Origin of the sequence: Thermodesulfomicrobium sp. WS (genome assembly GCF_027925145.1) — a bacterium.
GTDB lineage: Bacteria > Desulfobacterota > Desulfovibrionia > Desulfovibrionales > Desulfomicrobiaceae > Thermodesulfomicrobium.
In genome coordinates, this window is sequence record NZ_AP027130.1 from 236,228 (window position 1) to 255,808 (window position 19,581).

Here is a 19,581-nt window from a genome sequence, read left to right on the forward strand (position 1 = left end):
CCAGAAAACCGCCTTGTCCTTGCGAACGGACAAGGCCTTGTCTACAGGGCAAGCAACGTTTGCGTTCCGACACCCAAGGAGGATGTATGCTCCCGCTCGTGCTTTTAGCCGCCCTCGGCCTGGGACTCACACTCTGGGCCATTGCTATCTACAACGGCCTGGTGCGCCGCCGAAACATCGTGGATGAGGCCTGGAGCGGGGTGGAAGTCCAGCTCAAGCGGCGGGCGGATCTCATCCCCAATATCGTGGCCACGGTGGAGGCCTACGCCGGACATGAGCAAAAGACCCTGGCCGAAGTGGTGCGGCTGCGCAATCAGGCCGTGGCCGCCGGCACGGTGGAAGAAGCGGCGCACACACAAACGCTGCTCTCCGCAGCCTTAGGCCGCCTGTTGGCCTTGGCGGAAAACTACCCCCAACTCAAGGCCAACGAAAACTTCCTCAGCCTGCAAACAACCTTGAACGAAATCGAAGAGCAGCTCCAGCTGGCCCGGCGCTACTACAACGGCGCGGTGCGCGACCTCAACATCGCCGTGGAGTCTTTCCCTTCCAATCTGGTAGCCGGCCGCTTCGGCTTTACCAAGGCTCCGTTTTTCGAGCTGGAAGACCCGGCGGACCGCAGCGCGCCCCGCGTGCATTTTGGGTCATGAAACACCTGGCTGCCCTCATCCTCCTCATGGTCTGGGGCGCCTGCGCCCAGACGGCTGCGGCCGCCCAGGAGCGGGTGCTCCATTTTCACGCGGAAATCACCGTGCACCCGGACGCCAGTCTCACGGTGGAGGAGACTATCGCCGTCCAAGCCACGGGGGAAACCATCCGCCGGGGCATCGTGCGCGAGTTTCCTACCCGCTACACCGACTCCCATGGCCGCACCATGGAAGTGGGCTTTACACTCATCCGCGTGCTGCGCGACGGCCATCCCGAGCCCTACCACGTGGAACGCCGGCACAACGGCGTCGCCATCTTCATCGGCTCCAAAGACGTCTTCCTTGCCCCGGGCCAGTATGTGTACACCATCGCCTACCGGACCACCCGCCAATTGGGATTCTTTGCCGAGCACGACGAACTCTACTGGAACGTCAATGGCAATGGCTGGCGTCTGCCCATGGACCAGGTCACCGGTACCGTGCAACTCCCGCCCGGCGCTACGAGCTTCGCCGGCCGCGCCTATGAAGGTCCTCAAGGCAGCACCGCCGGCTTCGACCTGCCCAGCGGCGAGTCCCGCATCTTTTTTGCCAGCACCCGGCCGTATGCTCCAGGAGAAGGACTGACCATCGTGGTCACCTGGCCCAAAGGTTGGGTCACCCCATCCGACGACGCCCCCACGTCCCTCGATGACCTGGGGCGCTTTCTCGTGGCGCCGCAGGCCCTGTCCTCCCCCACAGCAACAGCCGCGGGCCTCGGTCTCGCGCTTGCCTTGGGATACTACGTTTTTGCCTGGATACGGGTGGGCAGGGACCCCGCGCCAGGAGTCATCATCCCGCGCTTCGATCCGCCCCAAGGGTTCTCGCCAGCCATGGTGCGCATGCTCTTTCACCTGGGCTTCGACACCACCGCCATGACCGCGGCAATCGTCAACCTCGCGGTACGCGGCCTGCTCTGCATTGAGGATGCCGGATCCTCTTCCCGCAGCATCAAGCTCACGCCCCCGGCCGTCCCCCCCGCGCTTCCCCCCGGAGAAGCCGCCCTGTGGGAAGCGCTGTCGGCCCGCGGCCGTCGCCATGTGCGCCTCGATGGCTCGGACCACCGGGTGATGCGCGCGGCCCGCACCGCCCTGCAGCACGCCTTGGAAAAGGAGCTGGCCGGGGCCTATTTTCGCACCAACAGCGCCTGGACGCTGCCAGGACTCGCCATCACCGGCATGTGCATGGTTGTGATTGGCATCTCCACCCCGCAGTTACCGGTCTTTTTCTTCCTCTGTGTGTGGCTCACCTTCTGGAGTTTCGGCTGCATCGCCATGCTGCGCCAGGTGTGGCAGGGCTGGAAGAGCCCGTTTTTGCGGCAAAAGGCGGCAGCCACGGTGCTCGCCGTGTTTTCCATACCGTTTCTGGGCGGAGAGGTCCTCGGGCTGTGGTTTCTCCAAAATGTGGTGGGGCTTCCGACTACAGCAGCCCTAGCCGGCCAGATGGGGGCAGCGGTACTCTTCTATCACCTCCTCAAGGCACCGACGGTGGCCGGCCGCCGCATCCTGGACGCAATCGAAGGATTCCGCATGTACCTGCGCCTGGCGGAAAAGGAACGCCTGGAACTCCTCCACCCGCCCGAAGAGACGCCCGCGCTCTTCGAGCGCTTTCTCCCCTACGCCATCGCCCTGGAGGTGGAAAACGCCTGGGGCGCCCGCTTTGCCCGCATCCTCCAAGAGGCCGGCTACACCCCCTCGTGGTATGTGGGGGCCCACTTCCATCCCCACACCCCCAGCTCCTTTGCCCAGAACCTGAGCCACGAGCTGAGCTCCAGCATCGCCGCCGCGGCACAGGCGCCCGGGTCTTCCTCGGGCATGAGCGGAGGATCTTCCGGAGGCGGCGGGGGCGGGGGCGGCGGGGGCGGCTGGTAGCCAAGACAGAGCGGGCACAAGGACCAAGCCCCCTCCGTCCACCAGCGCCATGACCTCGACATCAAGCTTCTTGACCACAGCCCCCCTTGCCACGCCGAAGCAGCCTCGGATGGGGCTTTCGGGGCTTTTGGACATCCACTTGGGCTTTTGGACATCCACTTTTGGGGCTTTTGGACATCCACTTTTCGCCCCCACTCTTGTAGACAGCCCTCCCTTGACACCCCCGAAAGCCGCTTCCTATAGGCGGAAATCCCATCCATTCCCGCAACCAACGCCTATGAACACGTCCCGCATCCTCTTCGTCGTCCTGCTTTTCAGCGCTCTTGCGGCGTGCGCGCCCAAGACCGTCATCCGTTCCAAGCCGCCAGAGCCCCGTCCGCCCCAAGAGCGGATCGAGCCTGCCTACCCCCGCCGCATCCCCAGCGCCGAGGCCCCCATCCCCCCGGGCCCCCAAGAACGGCCCATCACCGAGCCCAGCCAACCAGACCCCGTGGCGGACCGGCTGGCGGCGATATTGCGCACCGCTCCCGATTGGCCCACCCAAGAATCCACCGGCATGGAGCTCTTCCAGCGCCAATGGGAGACCCGCCAGTATCTGGCGGCCATGAACACCCTGGCGTTGCTCTACGGCCTCACCACCGAAGCGGCGGCCCGGGCCTCGCTGGAGTCTCTGGCCTTGTCCCGGGCACAAAACCTGCCTGCCGCCGAGCGCGACCGCATGCTTTCCGGCAATACCGCTTGGCTGGTCTTCCCCTGGAACCTCGTCGCCTGGGCCCAGGCACGGGCGCAGATCACCGAAGACCCCAGCCGCTTGGAAACCCTACGCCCCACCTTGGAGACCATCTTGAGCCGCGGGGGGCTGGTGAATACCCGCGTGCTCCAGGACCAGCTTCTGGCCCTCTCCCAGCAAGGGGGACAGATGCTCTCCACGGATGTCGTCTTTTTCCTGCCCCAAAGCGGGCCATACGCCGCCATCTCCCGGCGCGTCTTTTTGGGCGCCAAGCTTGCCGAAACGGAACTCAAGGCCGCAGGGACGACCTTGCAGCTACGCGTCATCGACGCCGCTGCCCCCGGGGCCCTGGGAGAGCTGAGCATGCTTCCCGCCGGGGCCGTCGTTGCTGGCCCCTTGCGCAAGGAAGACTGGGACCGCGTCACCCAAGCGGGACTGCACCGCCAATTGGCCTTCCTCACCTTTTTCCCCTCCTTGCCCCAAGAAGGCCAGGACGGCTGGCGGCTGCTCGCCAGCCCTGAAGATCAGGCGCAGGCCCTCGTGCAGGCCATGGAACTTTTTGGCGCCACCGCCGCAGCGGTCCTCTATCCGCAGGACCGCTTCGGCATGGCCATGGCCCCGCTCTTTACCCAGGCACTGGAGGCCGCTGGCGGACGCATCGCCCAGTCTGCGAGCTACGACCCGGCCGAGCCTGCGGCCTGGGGCAAGATCGTGGCCCGAATGCTCGGGGCTGCGGACAAAGACTCCGCCTACCCGCTGCCTCCCTTCGACGCCCTGTTCGTGCCCGATTCCCTGCTCAAGGCACAGCAGATCGTGGCCTTCCTCCACTACTACAATGCCGGCCACCTGCTTGTCCTGGGGCCGCAGCTCTGGAGCCAGGCCGCGGAGGCGCCGGAGCTGGAAAAAGAGATCTTCCGCCTGGCGGTCTTTCCCAGCGCCCTCAACCCGGCCACGACACAGGCCCAGCACCTGGCGGCCCAGGCCGCTGCAGCGGGGACCACGCTCGACGGTTGGCTCGCCTTGGGCTACGACATCACGCGCCTTGTGCTGCGTCTGCCCGCCTATACCGGAGACCCGGCGCGCTTTTCTGCGGCCCTGGGCGCCGCGGCAGGCGCCATGAACTGGACCATCGCCCCTATCCGCTTCGACGTCGCCGGCCGGGCCCACCAAACCCTCATCCCCATGCAGATCACGACCGAAGGGCTGAAACTTCCCGACTGGGAGGCCCTGCGCCAACTGCGCGACCAGCGCATCCAAAAGCGCAACGCCGCCCACATCCCGCCCAAATCCTAAACCATTTTTCAGGAGTCCCCATGCGCCTCACTGCTGCCGACGCCAAGTCCATCGCCGCCCTGGCACGCCTTGCCATCACCGAAGAGAGCGCCGCCCATCTCGCCCAGCAGATGGGCAACATCCTCGACTACATGGACACCCTCAACCAGGTGGACACCACGGACGTCGAGCCCCTCTACTCCCCGGTGGAGCATGTGTCGGTGCTGCGCGACGACTGCGCCTGCGCCACTGCGTCCCGTGAGGCCATCCTCGCCAACGCCCCGGCCACGGACGGGGTCTACTTCCTCGTCCCGCGAGTCATTGCATAGCCTATGAACATCACTGACCTTTCCCTCACCACCGTCCGCGACCTCCTGGCCCGTGGCGAGCTTCGCGCCGAGGCCGTCACCGAAGCGTGCCTGGCCCGCATCACAGCCACGGAACCCGAACTCCATGCCCTGCTCCATGTGGCTGCCGACCAGGCCCGCGCCCAAGCGCGCGAGCTCGACCGTCAGGGCCCCAATCCCGCCCAGCCCTTGTGGGGCGTACCCCTCACCATCAAGGACGTGCTCGCCACCACGGACATGCCCACCACCTGCGCCTCGCGCATCCTCCAAGGCTTCCGACCGCCGTACGACGCCACGGTGGTGGCGCGGCTGCGCGCGGCAGGGGCCATCCTGCTCGGCAAGACCAACATGGACGAGTTCGCCATGGGCTCGTCCACGGAAAATTCCGCCTTCGGCCCCACGCGCAACCCCTGGGATCGCAGCCGAGTGCCGGGAGGGTCCAGCGGCGGATCTGCGGCCAGCGTGGCCGCCGGGCAATGCTTCGGCTCCATCGGCACGGATACCGGCGGCTCCATCCGCCAGCCCGCGGCCTTTTGCGGCATCGTGGGCATCAAGCCCACCTACGGCCGGGTGTCACGCTTTGGCCTGGTGGCCTACGGCTCCTCCCTGGATCAGGCCGGACCCATGACCCGCAGCGTGGCAGACGCCGCCCTGCTCCTTGCCGTCATCGCCGGCCACGACCCCAAGGACTCCACCAGCAGCGCCGCCGCCACCGCCGATTACGTGGCCGCCGCCACGCCCCGAAGCCTTGCCGGCGTGCGCGTGGGACTGCCGGAAGAATATTGGGGGGAAGGCCTGAGCGACGAAGTACGGGCCGCCTGCCACAGCGCCCTGGATCTGCTGCGCAAGGCAGGAGCGGAAGTATTGCCCGTCCGTCTTCCCCACACCAAGTACGCCATCGCCACGTACTATATCCTGGCCATGGCCGAGGCGAGCTCCAACCTCGCCCGCTACGACGGCGTGCGCTACGGGTACCGCAGCCCCGAGGCCAAGGACCTCAAGGAGGTCTTCACCCTGTCGCGCACCCAGGGATTTGGCGAAGAGGTCATCCGCCGCATCCTCCTGGGCACCTACGTGCTTTCCGCCGGCTACTACGACGCCTACTACAAAAAGGCCGCCCAGGTACGCCGCCGCATCCGCGAGGACTTCGTGACCGCGCTGCACACCTGCGACGTGCTCTGCGCTCCGGCCTGCCCCACCGTGGCCTTTCGCATGGGGGAGAACACGGCAGACCCTCTGCAGATGTATCTCACGGACATCTTTACAGTTTCTCTCAACCTCAGCGGACTTCCGGGGATCTGCATCCCTGCGGCCCTGGGCCAAGAGACGGGCATGCCCGTGGGCATCCAGTTCTTCGGCCGGGCCATGGACGAAGCCACCCTGTTGCGTGTGGCCGCAGCCCTGGAAGCGGCCCGCGGGCCCATGCCTGCCCCGATCATCTAACCTGCCGTGGGCAGAAGCACCCCTGGCCCTGTCCATCCATGCGTCATCCGGCATCTTTATGCGCCGTCGCGGTAAGCGGCGGCGCTGATTCCCTCCTCACCCTGCTGCTCCTCCAGGAAGCCGGCGTCCCCACCCACGCGGTGCACGGCCGATTTCTGCCGCCAAACGCAGCAGGCCGCCTGCGGGAGGAGCGCCTGGCGGCCGTGTGCGCCGCGCGCGGCATTGCCCTCACGGTGCTCGACCTTACCGAGACCTTTGCCCGCACCGTCATCCAGCCGTTCGTGCGCGACTACGCCGCAGGCCGCACCCCCAACCCCTGCGCCACCTGCAACCCGGCCATGAAATGGGGCGTGCTCTGGGGGAAAGCGCGCGCACTGGGGGCCGCGACATTCGCCACCGGGCACTACGCCCGTGTGCACGACGGAATGCTGCTGCGCGGCGCGGACCCCAGCAAGGACCAAAGCTATTTTCTCGCCCTGGTACCTCAGGAGCATCTGCGCCACACCCTGTTTCCCCTGGGAGGGCGCACCAAGGCATGGGTACACGCCGAGCTCGCCCGCCGGGGCATCACCCCTCCGGAAGAGCGTGAAAGCCAGGACATCTGCTTTGTCCCCGGCTCCTACCACGACCTCATGGCCGCCCACGGCGTGCCCGGCACACCGGGCCCCATCGTGCTTGCCGACGGCACCCCGGTGGGAAGGCATCAGGGGCTGTGGCGGCTCACCATCGGCCAGCGCCGGGGGCTCGGCATCGCCTACCGCGAACCCCTCTTTGTCATCGCCAAGGACCCGGCCACCAACACCGTGATCGTGGGCCCCAAGGCCGCCACCCTGGCCTGGGGGTGCCGCACCCAGCCCGCCAATGTGCTGGCCCCGCCCGAGACCTGGCCGCAAGAGCTCCTGGTGCAGACGAGCTTTCGCCAAAAGCCGCAGCCTGCCCGGGTGACCGTAGCGGCGGACCAGACACTGACCATCCGCTTCCAGACCCCAGGCCCTAGGCCCACACCCGGACAGCTCGCCGCCGTCTACCACGGCGACCGGGTGCTGGCTGGCGCCATCATCCACGCCCCCTTGGAGGCCGCATGACTGCGGCGCCCTCGCCCTTTGCCCGCTTCCCGGCCGGCACCCGCGTCTTCTTCTGCACCCAAGGCTGCCGGGTGAACCAATACGAAACCGAGGCTCTGCGCGCCTGGGCCGCGAGTCTGGGCTGGGAGGAGGTAGACGCGGCAGCGGCAGCGGACCTTGCCATCATCAATAGCTGCGCCGTCACCGAGGCCGCAATGCGGGATTTGCGCCGCATGGTGCGCGCCCTGCGCGAGGCGCGGCCAGGAATCCGTATCGTGGTCACCGGCTGCGCCCCCGAGGCAGACCCGCGCCTGCGCGACTGCCTCACGGTGGAGGTGTTGCCGCAAGCGGCCAAACGCCAGCTCCTTGCCTTGGCGCGAACCCAGATTCCACGCCGCCCCCGCCACCGCACCCGGGCCGTGGTAGGCATCCAGGACGGCTGCAACACCCGGTGTACCTACTGCATCATCCCCATCACCCGTGGGCCGGCCCAAAGCCGCCCCCCCCAGGAGATCCTCGCCGAGGTGGAGGTCCTGTGCCGCCAAGGCGTGCCGGAGATCACGCTGAGCGCCATCAGCACCCGCTGGTACGCCTGCGGCGGTACGGATTTCTGGGACCTGGTGGCCATGGTGGACCGCATGGTGGCGACCCGGTACGCCGGGCAGACCCGACTGCGCTTGGGCTCCCTGGACCCGGTGCAGTTGGATGCCAAGGCCGCGGCGACCCTCGCCCAATGCCAGGCAGTGTGCCCGCACCTGCACCTTTCGCTGCAGAGCGCAAGCCCCTCGGTGCTTGCCCGCATGGGCCGCAGCCACTACCATCCGGACACCATCCTCCGGTTTGTGGAGTCACTGGCGGCCGTATGGCCCGTCTTTGGCCTCGGGATGGACGTCATCGCCGGATTTCCTGGAGAAACAGAGGACGAGTGGCAAGCGACCCTGGATTTTGCCCGGCAACTGCCCCTCACCTACGCCCACGTCTTTCCCTACTCCGAGCGGCCGGGCACCGTGGCTGCCCACTTGCCCGGCGCGATTCCTCGGCCGGAGCGCCGACGTCGCGCCCAGGCCTTGCGGGAGTGCGTGCGCCACATCCAGAGGCGCGTGTGGGCGGCCATGCAGGGCCGCACGGTGCAGGTGGTCCTGGAGACCGCCACCCAAGGCCGCGCCGAGACCTACGCACCGTGCCGCCTCACCCACCCCATGCCCGCAGGAGGCATGGTCCGCGCCACGGTGGTCGCCATCAGCGCCGACCACCTCGTGGTGCGCCCCACCGTGGAGAACCCGTCATGAGTATCCCCCACGAACCCGCGCCCGCCAAGGCGGTGCTCTCCATCTTGAGCGCCCGGTGGGACTCTTTTTGGCCAGGGCTTCTACCCCGCCTCGAAGCCATCTTGGGACCCGCGGATTTTCACAGCGACCCCATCCCCTTTACCCAAACCACGTACTACGACGCGGAACTGGGCACGCCGATCTTTCGCCGCATCCTCTCCTTTGCCACGCCGCTTCCCATGGACCGGTTGGCGGCGGTCAAACTCGCCACCAACGCCGTGGAAAACGAGTACGCGGAAAATGGCCGGCGGCGCTTCAACCTGGACCCAGGCTACCTCACCCGCGAGCGTCTGGTGCTCGCCACAGGGAAAAACTTCGCGCACCGCATCTACCTGGGTCAGGGGATCTTCGCGGATCTCACCCTCATTTACCGCAAAGGCCGCTTCGAGGCCCTGCCCTGGACCTTTCCCGACTACCGCACCGAGGCCATTCAGGATATCCTTGCGCGCATCCGCGCCACCATCCCCACCCAAGGAAACCGACCATGACCCGAAGCATGACCGGCTTTGGCCGCGCCACGATCTCGCGTCCCGCCTGGACGCTCACCTGGGAGATCGCCAGCCGCAACGCCCGCTACCTGGAACTCAAATGGAAGACTCCACCCGGATGGACGGCCCTGCACCAGCAATGGGACGCCCTAGTGCGCCGCACCGCCCAGCGGGGGACCATCGAACTCTCCCTGTCGGTGCGCCTCCTGGATCCGGAGCTTGCCGGAAACGCCCTGGATACGCTCCAGGCCCAGGCCATGGTGGAAAGTCTGCGCAGGCTCGCCCTGGAGCTTGGAGTCCCGCAGCCTCAAGACATCAGCCCGCTGCTGGCGGTGCCGTCCATCTGGCGCGAAAGCCGCGGGGAGGACGTTTCCCCGATCATGGCCGCTGACGCCACGGATGCCCTGACCCAGGCACTGCAGCACTGGGATGCATCCCGCTACAGGGAAGGAATTGCCCTGGAGCAGGATCTGGACCGCCGCCTTACCACGCTCGGCGCGCTCTCCCAGGCCATCGCCGCGGAGGTCCGCTCCCTGGCGCCCCAACGCATGGCCAGCCTGCAGGAGCGGCTGCGCGCGCTTCTGGGCGAGGAAAGCATGCCCGATCCGGCCCGCTTGCACCTGGAGCTCGCCCTGCTTGCGGACAAAGTGGACGTGAGCGAAGAACTCACCCGCCTGCAGGCCCATCTTGCGTCCATGGAGACTATCCTGCGCAGCCCCGGCCCCAAAGGCCGCAAACTCGATTTTCTCGTGCAAGAGGTCTTGCGGGAAATCACTACCTGCAGCAACAAGGTGCAAAGCGCCAGAGTGAGCGCCCTGGCTGTGGACTTCAAGACCGAATTGGAAAAAGTACGCGAACAGATCCAAAACCTCGAATAGCCCTCCGCCATGGACAAACGACGGCTCCTCAACATCGGCTTCGGCAACATGGTGGTGGCCCACCGGGTGGTGGCCGTGGTGCACCCCTCTTCCGCCCCCATGCGGCGGCTGCGCGAAGAGGCCAAGCAGGACGGCCGCCTCATCGACGCCACCCAAGGCCGCAAGACGCGGGCCATCATCATCACCGACTCCAACCACTGCATCCTCTCGGCCGTTCAAGTGGAAACCATCAGCCAACGCCTTGCCGCCGGAGACACCGCATGAACAGCACGGGCATCCTCTTCGTCCTCTGCGCCCCTTCAGGCACCGGGAAAAGCACCTTGGTCCGCCGCCTGGTGGCTGAATGCCCCAGTTTCGCCTTTTCCATATCCTGCACCACCCGCGCCCCCAGGCCGGGAGAGCGTGACGGCGTGGACTACCATTTCCTCTCCCGGGAAGAATTCCTCCGCCGCCGGGAAGCAGGTTTCTTTGCCGAATGGGCCGAGGTGCACGGGAACCTCTACGGCACCCCCAAGGCCGCGACCCTGGAACTCCTGGCCCAAGGGCGCGACGTACTCTTCGACATCGACGTGCAGGGGGCGCGGCAACTGCGGACCTCCCTGGGGGCCGGGGCGTACGTGTTCCTCTTTCCGCCGTCCCGCGAAGAGCTGCATCGCCGCCTCACCCGCCGAGGCACCGAAGACCCCGAGACCCTGGCCCGCCGCATGGCCGCGGCCAAGGAGGAGATCGCCCACTGCCCGGAATTCGATTACTGGATCGTCAACGATGACCTGGAAGACGCGTACCAACGTCTCAAGGCCGTGTATCTTGCGGAAAAATGCCGGCCCCGCTATCAAGAGGCATGGCAGCGCACGCTATGGAACACCTGGGGGCTGGCATGAGCCCCCAATTGGTCGTGGCCCTAGACTTTCCCCAGGCCAAGCCGGCCATGGCCGTGGCCCAACAGCTCGTGGGCGTCACCTCCTGGGTGAAGGTCGGCCTCGAGCTCTATCTGGCCGCAGGGGCACGCATCGTCGCCGACCTCAAGGGACTCGGCTTTCGGGTTTTTGTGGATCTCAAATTTTTGGACATCCCCAACACCGTAGCCGGCGCGGTGCGCCAGGTGTGCGGTAGCGGCGCGGACATGCTCACCGTGCATGCCTTGGGCGGCAAGGCCATGGTGCAGGCAGCATTGGCGGCCCGGGACGCAGCGGGCACCAAGACCTCCGTGGTGGCCGTGACCCTGCTCACCCACCTCACTTCCGAAGACCTCCCATGGGCGGCCGCTTCGTTGCCAGAGCTCGCCGGTGATTTGGCGTGCCGGGCGCACGCCTGGGGCGCGGACGGGGTGGTCTGCTCCGGACAGGAGGCGGGGATCATCCGTGCGGCCACCAGCCCCGATTTTCTCCTCGTCACCCCGGGGCTCCGCCGCCCCGAAGACCACGTCGGGGACCAGGCGCGCATCTGTACCCCTCTGGCAGCCGCCAGGGCGGGGAGCAATTTTTTGGTCATGGGTCGGCCCATCACTGGGGCGACGGATCCTGCTGCCGCGGCCCGCCAGATCCTTGCAAGTGTCCTCATACCAGGAGGCACGTCATGAAGGAAAAAGACACCGAACACACCCGCATCAAAGGGGTATTCTCCTCGGAAAAGGTCGCCAAGGTGGGTGCCGGCACCACGGTGCGCAAAACCACCCAAACCATGTACTGGTTCGTGGAAGAAGACGAAAACGGGGTCATCTGGGTGCAGCCCCTCAACCCCAACTACGTGCCCTCCGGACCCAAGCAAGAGGTGCCACGGGAAGAGTTTCTGGAGAACTACCGCCCGGAGCCGGAGTTTTATACCCACAAGGTCTATCCCAGTATCCGCAAACTCAACCAGACCATCGCCCGGGCCGAACGCCACCGCGCCAATGGCGAGACCTATTCTGCGGAATACGAATTCACCAATGCCCTCAAGATCGACGAAGAAAACATCCGCGCCAACTTCGGCCTGGGGCTGACCTATCTCGAACGCGGCGACACGGCTCGCGCCAACGATGTCTTCGAACGCCTGGTGAAGCTCGATGCGGCCTTCGAGGCGGAGCACAAACACCTCTTCAACGATTTCGGCATCAATCTGCGCAAAAACGAGATGTATGACCAGGCCATCCGCTACTACCAGCGTGCCTTGGAGCTCTCGCCCACGGACGAACACCTGCACTACAACATCGCCCGTGCCTATTTTGCCAAGGCGGACATTGCCAACACCGTGACCCATCTCCGCCAGGCCCTGAGCATCAACCCCGATTTCACCATTGCCAAAAAGTTTCTCGTGTACCTCAAGCAGCAGGGATTACTGCCGGCCTCGGCCATGCCGGCGGTGCCCGCCCCATCTTCCCCCAGCACCGAATCCGACGCAGCCCCAACACAGTAAGGAGTGTTCATGCCGACATTGTCCGCCACCCGAGTCCAGGTGCAGCCGCAATTGGACCCGGAAACCTATCTGCTGCTCTCGCAACGCAACTTTCTCGACGCCAAGGCCCTTATGGAGCTCACCGCCGCCTGGGAGCGCTGGATGCCTGCGGCGCACACCTGGCGCATCGGTGGCCGCAAAGGCTACGTACTCGTTTTCCTGGCCCCCCACGTGGAAGAAGAAATCGAACCCCTCTGGGAGAAGGCGCCGGCTCAAGCCTTTGCCCGCGAGGCCATGGCCCAGGCCTTGGTGCTGGGATTCCTCACCGCCCTGCGCCCGGGAGTGCGGCGCAAAGGCTGCGCCCCGGTACCCACGCCCACCCCGGCCCTCGTCCAGGCCCTTGCCCCATTGGGGATCGAACTTCACGAAAGCGGGGCCTTGTCCCGCAAATATGCCACCCTCACCTACGCCTCTGGCGCCTTGGGATGTGAGAGCTGTCACGTGGAAGCCGGCTGTCCCAAGCGCCTGGGACTGCAAATCAACCCCTAAGGAGAACCCTCCCATGCCTCGCATCGTACTGCTCTGCGCCCTTCTGTTGACCTTTGGCAGCAGCGTCTTCGCGGCCACGGACCTCGTCATGCCGCAAGGAAACGCCACCTTCGACTACGCCTGGCTCAAAGGCCAGGCCCGCCACCTGGCCTCGCAGCCCTACGTGAACCACGCCGGCGAGCTGCCCGCAGCGCTCAAAAAACTCTCCTGGGATCAGTACATGCAGATGAGCTTCAACCCCGAGCACGCCCTCTGGCGCGACAATGCCACGAGCCTCTTTCGGGCCGAGCTCTTCCACTTGGGGCTCTTCTACCAGACGCCGGTGACCATCTACGAGCTCGTGGACGGCAAGCCTCGGGAGATCGACTACACCCCGGACCTCTTCCTCTACGGCAAGTCCGGAGTCCGCGGCAAAGATCTCCCCAAGGACTTAGGGTTTGCCGGCTTTCGCTTCCGCTACCACACCGATTGGAGCCGCGATCTGGTGGCCTTTCTGGGGGCGAGTTATTTTCGCGCCGTGGGCGGCGAGATGCAGTATGGCATGTCCGCCCGGGGCCTTGCCGTGGACACCGCCCTGCCCCGCGATGAAGAGTTCCCGATATTCACCCATTTTTGGCTGGAAAGGCCTGCGCCCCACAGCGATACCGCCACGGTCTACGCCCTTTTGGACTCCCCCAGCGTCACCGGCGCCTACCGCTTCGACATCCGTCCCGGAGACACCCTCACCATGCGCGTGGACGCCGCCATCTACCCTCGCAAGCCCATCGAGCGCCTCGGCATCGCCCCGCTTACCAGCATGTTCCTCACCGGAGAAAACGACCGCCGCATGAACCACGACTGGCGGCCGGAAATCCACGACTCCGACGGGCTGCTCATGCACAACGGTAACGGCGAATGGCTCTGGCGGCCCCTCAATAACCCACCCTTTTTGCGCTACAATGCCTACATGGACAACAATCCCAAAGGCTTCGGCCTGTTGCAGCGGGACCAGAACTTCGACCATTATCAAGACGATGGGGTCTTCTATGACAAGCGCCCCAGCGTCTGGGTAGAGCCCATTGGCAATTGGGGATCGGGGTATGTCGTCCTCGTGGAGATCGCCAACCTCGACGAGACCTTCGACAACATCGTCGCCTTCTGGAATCCCGCCAAGCCCGTGGAACCCGGCCAAGAGCTCCTCTACAGCTACAACCTCTATTGGGGCACCAAGCCGCCGGTGCACACTCGCTTGGCCCGGGTCAAAGATACCTTCACGGGCCTAGGCGGTGTGGTGGGCCTGCCGCGCAAATACTATAGCCAGCGGTTCGCCGTGGACTTCACCGGCGGCGACTTGGCCATGATCGGCACCAACTCCACCATCCGGCCTGTGCTGGAGACCTCGGCCGGCCGCATCGAGATCACCTCCGTGCGCCCCCAGCACGCCATCCGCGGCTTCCGCTGCATGTTCGACGTGGTGCCTCCTGACGAGACCCAAAACCCCATCAACCTGCGCCTCTACCTCGAGGCCGACGGCCGGCCCTTGACCGAAACCTGGATCTACCAATGGACCCCGCCGGCCCCTCAAGACCGCAAGCTCTACAACCCAGGACACCTAGAAAAACAACCTGGGGTGGAGTGATGTCGCCGCTGCCTGGCACGGACCGCCTGCCAGGCAGCCCCATCAGCACGACGCGCGTCCTGTCACGCGACAGGACGCAAAGGTATGGCATTGAGGGCGATCCACCGGGACACTCACGCCCCGTCGCCCCCTGCCACCTCCCAGCCCACGATCTGGCGCTTGGCCGTGCTGAATTCCACCCCCACTTCCACGACCCGCTCTACTCCGGCCTTACCCCGGTAGGCCGCGGCGTAGCCCTTTTCCTGGATCTGCCGCAGGGCCTCGCCCGTGGGGGTGTCGCCGTCGATGACCTTGAACTCGAAGATCCACACCACTGCCCCGGCGATCACCACCAGGTCCAACCGCCCCGGGGTGCAGATGCGCTCCGGGATGGTCATCACCCCAAGGCCCGCCAGGTGGCTATAGAACACACTGGCAAAATAGCCTTCGTACCGGGCCATGGGGTTTTTGCGGTACCAGTCTGCGGGAATACCGGCAAAGAGGCTGCGCATGTGCTCGCCCAGGCCGTGGGCGTCGCCCTCCTTGAGCATGGTGGTGAGGGCAAAGCTCGGGGCATGCGGGAGCTCGGGCACCAAGCCCCGCACCAGGGCGCGGTTGAGGGCCATGCGCACCTCGCGGTTGGGAAGACCCAGCTCGTACTCCACCCCGTCTTCGCTGCGGTGCACGCGGGTGATGGTGACGTAGCCCGTCTGCCAAAGCAGGGCCTCAGGAGCAATGGCCTCCACGTCAAAGGCCGAAAGCAGGGCGTCGTCGGCGTACAGGCGCTCGAGACGCGGGGTGAAGAACTGATGGCGCGTGAGCCACTCCACGAGAAACGTGGGGGTGGCGGTCTCGAACCACCAGGCGCGAAATTCCCGTTGGCGCAGGAGCAGCAGCACATCGAACGGGTTGTAGACACTCTCTTCGCTTCCCCAGCGGTAGCCGTTGTACCAGGCGCGCACGGCATCCCGGGAAAGGGGCTGGCCGTCTTGGGCGGCTGCGGCGAACTCCGGGGCAAAGACCGTGTCCAGGTCCGCTTCCGTATAGCCGCAGATGGTGGCCACCGAGGCATCCAAGGTGAGATCATAGAGGTTGTTGAGCCCGGAAAAGAGACTCACCTTGCTGAACTTGGAGACCCCGGTGAGAAACACGAAGCGCAGGTCCGCATCCCGGCCCTTGAGCACGGAGTAGAGATTGCGCAGGCCCTCGCGCATGGCCCGCGCCGTGTCCGGATCGGTGAGGTTGTCGAGAATGGGTTTGTCGTACTCGTCGATGAGCACCACGGTGCGCTCGCCCAAACGCTCGGCTGCGCCAGTGATGAGCTCGCCGAAGCTCCCCGGGATGTCCTCCGGGTCGCAAAGCGTCATGCCGAATCGCTGCGCATGTTCGTGCAGTTGGCGGCGGATGCTGCGATCAAGCTCTTCGCGGCGCTCAAGCCGCCCCTCGGCAAAGGAGAGCCGGATCACCGGATGGCGCTTCTCCCAATTCCAGTGATTTTCCAGATAGAGGCCGGAAAAAAGCGCGCGGTTGCCGGCAAAGGCTTCGGCCAAGGTGTCGAGGAACAGGGATTTGCCGAAGCGCCGCGGCCGGGAGAGAAAATAGTACTTCCCGCTTTCGGCAAGGCTCGCCACAAAGGGCGTCTTGTCCACGTAGTAATATCCTTCGCGCCGGATCTCGGCAAAGGTCTGGATGCCGATGGGTAGTTTCTTGCGCTCCATGGAAAGCCCTCCTGGTGGTCAGGATGGAGCCCCACTAGCGCGGGGCGCACGGAGAGTCAAAGCAACGCCTGCGCCGTCGGCAACGAGCACAGCAAAGGAGGTGCCCCAAAGTCCCTGCGCGCCACCCCCGAAGCTCAGGGATGGCGCGTGGCGCTCTCAAGAAAAAGCGGCAAAACCTCGGTGCTCTGCGGCCTGCGGACCCGTGCCAGAAGCATATAAATACACGGCACGAAGAAGAGCGAACAGATGGTACCGATAACCATACCGCCCACCAACACGATGCCGATGGAAAACCGCGCCGCAGCGCCGGCGCCGCTGGCCACCACCAAGGGCAAGAAGCCCGCCACCGTGGAGGCCGAAGTCATGACAATGGGCCGCAGACGGGTGCGCGCCGCCTCCAGGATGGCCTCCAGCTTGCCCTTGCCCTCGTCCTGGAGCTGGTTGGCGAACTCCACCAGGAGGATGCCGTTTTTGGCCACCAAGCCCACCAAGGTGACCAGGCCCACCTGGGAGTAGATGTTGAGGGTGGTGGTGAAATGATCGGTCCAGAAGGGGACCGACGGGTCCGGGATCTTGAGAAAGGTGAAGATCAAGGCGCCGAAAAGCCCGAGTGGCGCAGATCCCGCCAAAATGATGAGCGGGTCCCGGAAACTTTCGTACTGCGCAGCCAGGACCAAAAAGGCGCAGATCACCGCCAAGGCCATGGCGGGCACGAAGCGGTTGCCTTCGGTGCGCAGCTGTCGGGAATCGCCCTTGTAGTCGATGACGTACCCTTTGGGCAGTATCTGCCCAGCCTCGTTCTCCAAGAACGTGAGGGCTTCGTCGAGCGGCCGCATGGGGACGCCGCTGAGCTTGACCGCATTGAGCTGCTGGAAGCGGTTGAGGGAGCGCGGCCCGGCGCTATATTCCACATGCGCCACGGCAGACAGCGGCACGAGCCCCTGCGGGGTGCGCAGATGGATGCGGCCCAGCTGCTCCGGGGTCAGGCGATCCACCCGCTGCACCTGGGGGATGACCTTGTAGCTGCGGCCCTGCATGCTGAAGCGGTTGACGTAGTTGCCGCCGGTCATGACCGCCACGTCTGAGGCCACCTGGGCCAAAGAGAGGCCAAGGGCGGCGATTTTGTCCCGGTCGAGGACCAACCGGGCCGTGGGCTGATCCATCTTGACGTCGATGAGCGGCGGAAAGGCAAAAAGCCCACTGGCGGTCGCCCGCTGCTGGAGCTCGGTCGCCAGCTCCAGCACCCGGTCCTGCTCCTCGGTGGACGCGATGATGAATTCCACCGGGAAGTCTCCGCCGCCCGGAAGCGGCGGCGGCGAGACCGCAAACATCTGGATGCCCGGGATGGCAGAAAGTCCCTGCTGCACCTGGGGCAGGATCTCGAACACCGTACGCTGCCGCTCCTCCCACGGCCGCAGCACCAAACCACTGAAGCCGCTGCTGGGGAAAGTCACCTGAAAGGTGAACTGCGCCTCGGGCACGGAGAAAAACACCTCGTTCACTGCCTGGGCAAAACGGCTGGTTTGATCCAGCGAGGCATCCGCCGGGGCATCGAGGATGCCAAAGATCACCCCCTGGTCTTCGGCCGGGGCCAATTCCTTGGGCGCCAGCACAAAGAGGGGCACACACGCCACGGAAAGGGCCAGCCACAGCACATACATGCCGGCCCGCCGCTCCACCACCCGGGAAAGGACCCGGGCGTAGGCGGCCTCGAAGCGGGCAAACCCTTGCGAGATGCGCCGGGAAAAGGGCCGGTCCAAATGACCGCCGGAAAGCAGCCAGGAACTCATCACCGGAGACAAGGTGATGGCCGTCACCGTAGACACGCACACCGCGCCGCTCAAGGTCAAGGCAAACTCACGAAACAGCGATCCTGTAAGTCCTCCCTGCAGGCCGATAGGTGCGTACACCGCCACCAGAACCACCGTAGTGGCCACCAAGGCTACGGCCAGCTCCCGGCCTGCCGTCAACGCCGCCTCCTGCGGAGATTTTCCCAGACGCACGTGGCGCTCCACATCCTCCACCACCACGATGGCGTCGTCCACCACCAAGCCCACACAGAGTACCAAGGCGAGCAAGGTCAACAGGTTGATGGTAAAGCCCATGAGGCTCATCAAAAATACCGCACCCACCAGGGAAAGGGGAATGGTCACGGCCGGCACCAAGGCGGAACGCAACCGGCCCAAGAAGAGATACACGACCACCACCACGATACCCAGGGTTTGGCCCAAGGCCACCAGGACCTCATGAATGGCGGTGCGGATGTAGTCCGTGGCGTCGTAGGCGATGCGAGCGCTCATGCCCTGGGGCAGCGACTTCTCGATATCGGCCATTTCCCGGCGCACGCCGTCGATGACGTCCAAGGAATTGGCCGTAGGCAAGGGCCAGATGCCCATGAACACCGCCTCCTGGCCGGAAAAGCGCACCTCGGCGTCGTAGTCCTCGGCACCCAGGACCACCTGGGCGATGTCCCGCAACCGCACCAAACGGTCGCCCGCGTCGCGTACCACCAATTCCTCGAACTCGCGCACACTCTGCAGATCCGTGGTGGCGGCGAGATTGACCTGTACCAGATTGCCCTTGGTCTGTCCCACGGCCGCCAGGGCGTTGCGGGTTTCTAGGGCGGCGCGCACGTCCGTGGGACTCACCCCCAGGGCCGTCATGCGATCAGGATCGAGCCAGATGCGCATGGCAAAGATGCGCGGACCCAAGATTTCCGCCCGCTGCACCCCAGGCAAGGCCGAGAGACGGGGCTGCACCACGCGCACCAAGTAGTCCGTCACCTGATTGCGCTCCAACGTGTCGGAGGTAAAACTCAAATAGGCGGAGGCAAATTGGGTATCCGCGCTCTCCACGCTTAGGACCGGCACCTCGGCCTCGGGCGGGAGGTCGCCGCGGACCTGGTCCACCTTGGAGCTGATGTCCGAAAGGGCCTTGATGGGATCGTAGTTGAGCTTGAGGCGCGCCTGGATGAGGGAAAGATTCTGGCTGCTTTGGGACTCGATGTAGTCGATGCCGTCCGCTGCGGCGATGGCCCGCTCCAGTACCGTAGTGACGAATCCACGCACCAGCTCCGGGCTTGCGCCCACGTACACGGTACGCACCGTGACCACGGCGTTTTCGCTGCGGGGATACTGGCGTACCGACAGGCCGCTTATCGCCTGAACCCCGGCGATGACAATGAGGATGTTCACCACCAGGGCAAGGACAGGTCGGTGAATGAAAATATCGGTGATGCGCATG

Annotated in this window: 17 protein-coding genes; 15 read left to right on the top strand and 2 right to left on the bottom strand. The window is 65.4% G+C overall.

Going from position 1 to position 19,581, the window contains the following annotated elements; translation table 11 throughout:
* Positions 1-86: 86 nt before the first annotated feature.
* The 15 genes from QMF81_RS01280 to QMF81_RS01350 all read left to right on the top strand — a co-directional run bounded on the left by QMF81_RS01280 (position 87) and on the right by QMF81_RS01350 (position 14,641).
* Positions 87-647 carry a LemA family protein gene (locus QMF81_RS01280; protein WP_281751254.1) on the top strand — a complete coding sequence of 187 codons (561 nt, stop codon included), beginning with the start codon at positions 87-89 and terminating at the stop codon, positions 645-647.
* The gene (locus QMF81_RS01285) at positions 644-2,551 is read left to right on the top strand and encodes a DUF2207 domain-containing protein (RefSeq protein ID WP_281751255.1); all 1,908 of its coding nucleotides are present in this window, start codon (positions 644-646) and stop codon (positions 2,549-2,551) included. The genes QMF81_RS01280 and QMF81_RS01285 overlap by 4 nt, the downstream gene beginning before the upstream one ends.
* A gap of 277 nt (positions 2,552-2,828) precedes the next feature.
* A complete protein-coding gene (locus QMF81_RS01290) occupies positions 2,829-4,574 on the top strand; it encodes a penicillin-binding protein activator (RefSeq protein WP_281751257.1) in 1,746 nt (581 codons plus the stop codon).
* Between the two features lie 20 nt (positions 4,575-4,594).
* Positions 4,595-4,882 carry an Asp-tRNA(Asn)/Glu-tRNA(Gln) amidotransferase subunit GatC gene (gene gatC / locus QMF81_RS01295; RefSeq protein WP_281751259.1) on the top strand — a complete coding sequence of 96 codons (288 nt, stop codon included), beginning with the start codon at positions 4,595-4,597 and terminating at the stop codon, positions 4,880-4,882.
* A 3-nt stretch (positions 4,883-4,885) separates the two neighbouring features.
* The gene (gene gatA / locus QMF81_RS01300) at positions 4,886-6,343 is read left to right on the top strand and encodes an Asp-tRNA(Asn)/Glu-tRNA(Gln) amidotransferase subunit GatA (protein WP_281751261.1); all 1,458 of its coding nucleotides are present in this window, start codon (positions 4,886-4,888) and stop codon (positions 6,341-6,343) included.
* Between the two features lie 38 nt (positions 6,344-6,381).
* Positions 6,382-7,428: a tRNA 2-thiouridine(34) synthase MnmA gene (gene mnmA, locus QMF81_RS01305; protein WP_281751263.1), complete on the top strand. Its 1,047-nt coding sequence runs from the start codon at positions 6,382-6,384 to the stop codon at positions 7,426-7,428.
* On the top strand, positions 7,425-8,696 hold the full coding sequence (locus QMF81_RS01310) for a MiaB/RimO family radical SAM methylthiotransferase (RefSeq protein ID WP_281751265.1): 1,272 nt from the start codon (positions 7,425-7,427) through the stop codon (positions 8,694-8,696). The genes mnmA and QMF81_RS01310 overlap by 4 nt, the downstream gene beginning before the upstream one ends.
* A complete protein-coding gene (locus QMF81_RS01315) occupies positions 8,693-9,223 on the top strand; it encodes a DUF4416 family protein (RefSeq protein WP_281751267.1) in 531 nt (176 codons plus the stop codon). Before QMF81_RS01310 ends, QMF81_RS01315 begins: the two co-directional genes overlap by 4 nt.
* Positions 9,220-10,101 (top strand): YicC/YloC family endoribonuclease, encoded by an 882-nt coding sequence (locus QMF81_RS01320; RefSeq protein WP_281751269.1) that lies wholly within the window; start codon positions 9,220-9,222, stop codon positions 10,099-10,101. The genes QMF81_RS01315 and QMF81_RS01320 overlap by 4 nt, the downstream gene beginning before the upstream one ends.
* A 9-nt stretch (positions 10,102-10,110) precedes the next feature.
* On the top strand, positions 10,111-10,365 hold the full coding sequence (locus QMF81_RS01325; RefSeq protein WP_281751271.1) for a DUF370 domain-containing protein: 255 nt from the start codon (positions 10,111-10,113) through the stop codon (positions 10,363-10,365).
* Positions 10,362-10,982 carry a guanylate kinase gene (gene gmk, locus QMF81_RS01330; protein WP_281751273.1) on the top strand — a complete coding sequence of 207 codons (621 nt, stop codon included), beginning with the start codon at positions 10,362-10,364 and terminating at the stop codon, positions 10,980-10,982. The genes QMF81_RS01325 and gmk overlap by 4 nt, the downstream gene beginning before the upstream one ends.
* Entirely contained in the window at positions 10,943-11,680 is a 738-nt protein-coding gene (gene pyrF / locus QMF81_RS01335) for an orotidine-5'-phosphate decarboxylase (protein WP_281751275.1), read from the top strand. The genes gmk and pyrF overlap by 40 nt, the downstream gene beginning before the upstream one ends.
* Complete coding sequence (locus QMF81_RS01340) at positions 11,677-12,495, top strand: tetratricopeptide repeat protein (protein WP_281751277.1); 819 nt, start codon at positions 11,677-11,679, stop codon at positions 12,493-12,495. The genes pyrF and QMF81_RS01340 overlap by 4 nt, the downstream gene beginning before the upstream one ends.
* Positions 12,496-12,504: 9 nt before the next feature.
* Positions 12,505-13,023, top strand: a complete 519-nt coding sequence (locus QMF81_RS01345; protein WP_281751279.1) for a hypothetical protein — start codon at positions 12,505-12,507, stop codon at positions 13,021-13,023.
* A gap of 13 nt (positions 13,024-13,036) precedes the next feature.
* On the top strand, positions 13,037-14,641 hold the full coding sequence (locus tag QMF81_RS01350) for a glucan biosynthesis protein D (protein ID WP_281751281.1): 1,605 nt from the start codon (positions 13,037-13,039) through the stop codon (positions 14,639-14,641).
* 113 nt (positions 14,642-14,754) lie between these two features.
* Here QMF81_RS01350 and QMF81_RS01355 read toward each other — a convergent pair whose 3' ends face one another.
* Together QMF81_RS01355 and QMF81_RS01360 are read right to left on the bottom strand one after the other, a co-directional pair.
* Positions 14,755-16,338 carry an ATP-binding protein gene (locus QMF81_RS01355; RefSeq protein ID WP_281751283.1) on the bottom strand — a complete coding sequence of 528 codons (1,584 nt, stop codon included), beginning with the start codon at positions 16,336-16,338 and terminating at the stop codon, positions 14,755-14,757.
* 134 nt (positions 16,339-16,472) lie between these two features.
* Positions 16,473-19,580, bottom strand: a complete 3,108-nt coding sequence (locus tag QMF81_RS01360) for an efflux RND transporter permease subunit (RefSeq protein ID WP_281751285.1) — start codon at positions 19,578-19,580, stop codon at positions 16,473-16,475.
* Position 19,581: the final 1 nt, after the last annotated feature.

Coding starts and splice junctions, on each gene's coding strand:
- QMF81_RS01355 (WP_281751283.1), bottom strand. CDS start 16,338: ATGGAGCGCAAGAAACTACCCATCGGCATCCAGACCTTTGCCGAGATC.
- QMF81_RS01315 (WP_281751267.1), top strand. CDS start 8,693: ATGAGTATCCCCCACGAACCCGCGCCCGCCAAGGCGGTGCTCTCCATC.
- QMF81_RS01360 (WP_281751285.1), bottom strand. CDS start 19,580: ATGCGCATCACCGATATTTTCATTCACCGACCTGTCCTTGCCCTGGTG.
- QMF81_RS01320 (WP_281751269.1), top strand. CDS start 9,220: ATGACCCGAAGCATGACCGGCTTTGGCCGCGCCACGATCTCGCGTCCC.
- QMF81_RS01285 (WP_281751255.1), top strand. CDS start 644: ATGAAACACCTGGCTGCCCTCATCCTCCTCATGGTCTGGGGCGCCTGC.
- QMF81_RS01325 (WP_281751271.1), top strand. CDS start 10,111: ATGGACAAACGACGGCTCCTCAACATCGGCTTCGGCAACATGGTGGTG.
- gatA (WP_281751261.1), top strand. CDS start 4,886: ATGAACATCACTGACCTTTCCCTCACCACCGTCCGCGACCTCCTGGCC.
- mnmA (WP_281751263.1), top strand. CDS start 6,382: ATGCGTCATCCGGCATCTTTATGCGCCGTCGCGGTAAGCGGCGGCGCT.
- QMF81_RS01340 (WP_281751277.1), top strand. CDS start 11,677: ATGAAGGAAAAAGACACCGAACACACCCGCATCAAAGGGGTATTCTCC.
- QMF81_RS01345 (WP_281751279.1), top strand. CDS start 12,505: ATGCCGACATTGTCCGCCACCCGAGTCCAGGTGCAGCCGCAATTGGAC.
- gmk (WP_281751273.1), top strand. CDS start 10,362: ATGAACAGCACGGGCATCCTCTTCGTCCTCTGCGCCCCTTCAGGCACC.
- QMF81_RS01350 (WP_281751281.1), top strand. CDS start 13,037: ATGCCTCGCATCGTACTGCTCTGCGCCCTTCTGTTGACCTTTGGCAGC.
- pyrF (WP_281751275.1), top strand. CDS start 10,943: ATGGCAGCGCACGCTATGGAACACCTGGGGGCTGGCATGAGCCCCCAA.
- gatC (WP_281751259.1), top strand. CDS start 4,595: ATGCGCCTCACTGCTGCCGACGCCAAGTCCATCGCCGCCCTGGCACGC.
- QMF81_RS01310 (WP_281751265.1), top strand. CDS start 7,425: ATGACTGCGGCGCCCTCGCCCTTTGCCCGCTTCCCGGCCGGCACCCGC.
- QMF81_RS01280 (WP_281751254.1), top strand. CDS start 87: ATGCTCCCGCTCGTGCTTTTAGCCGCCCTCGGCCTGGGACTCACACTC.
- QMF81_RS01290 (WP_281751257.1), top strand. CDS start 2,829: ATGAACACGTCCCGCATCCTCTTCGTCGTCCTGCTTTTCAGCGCTCTT.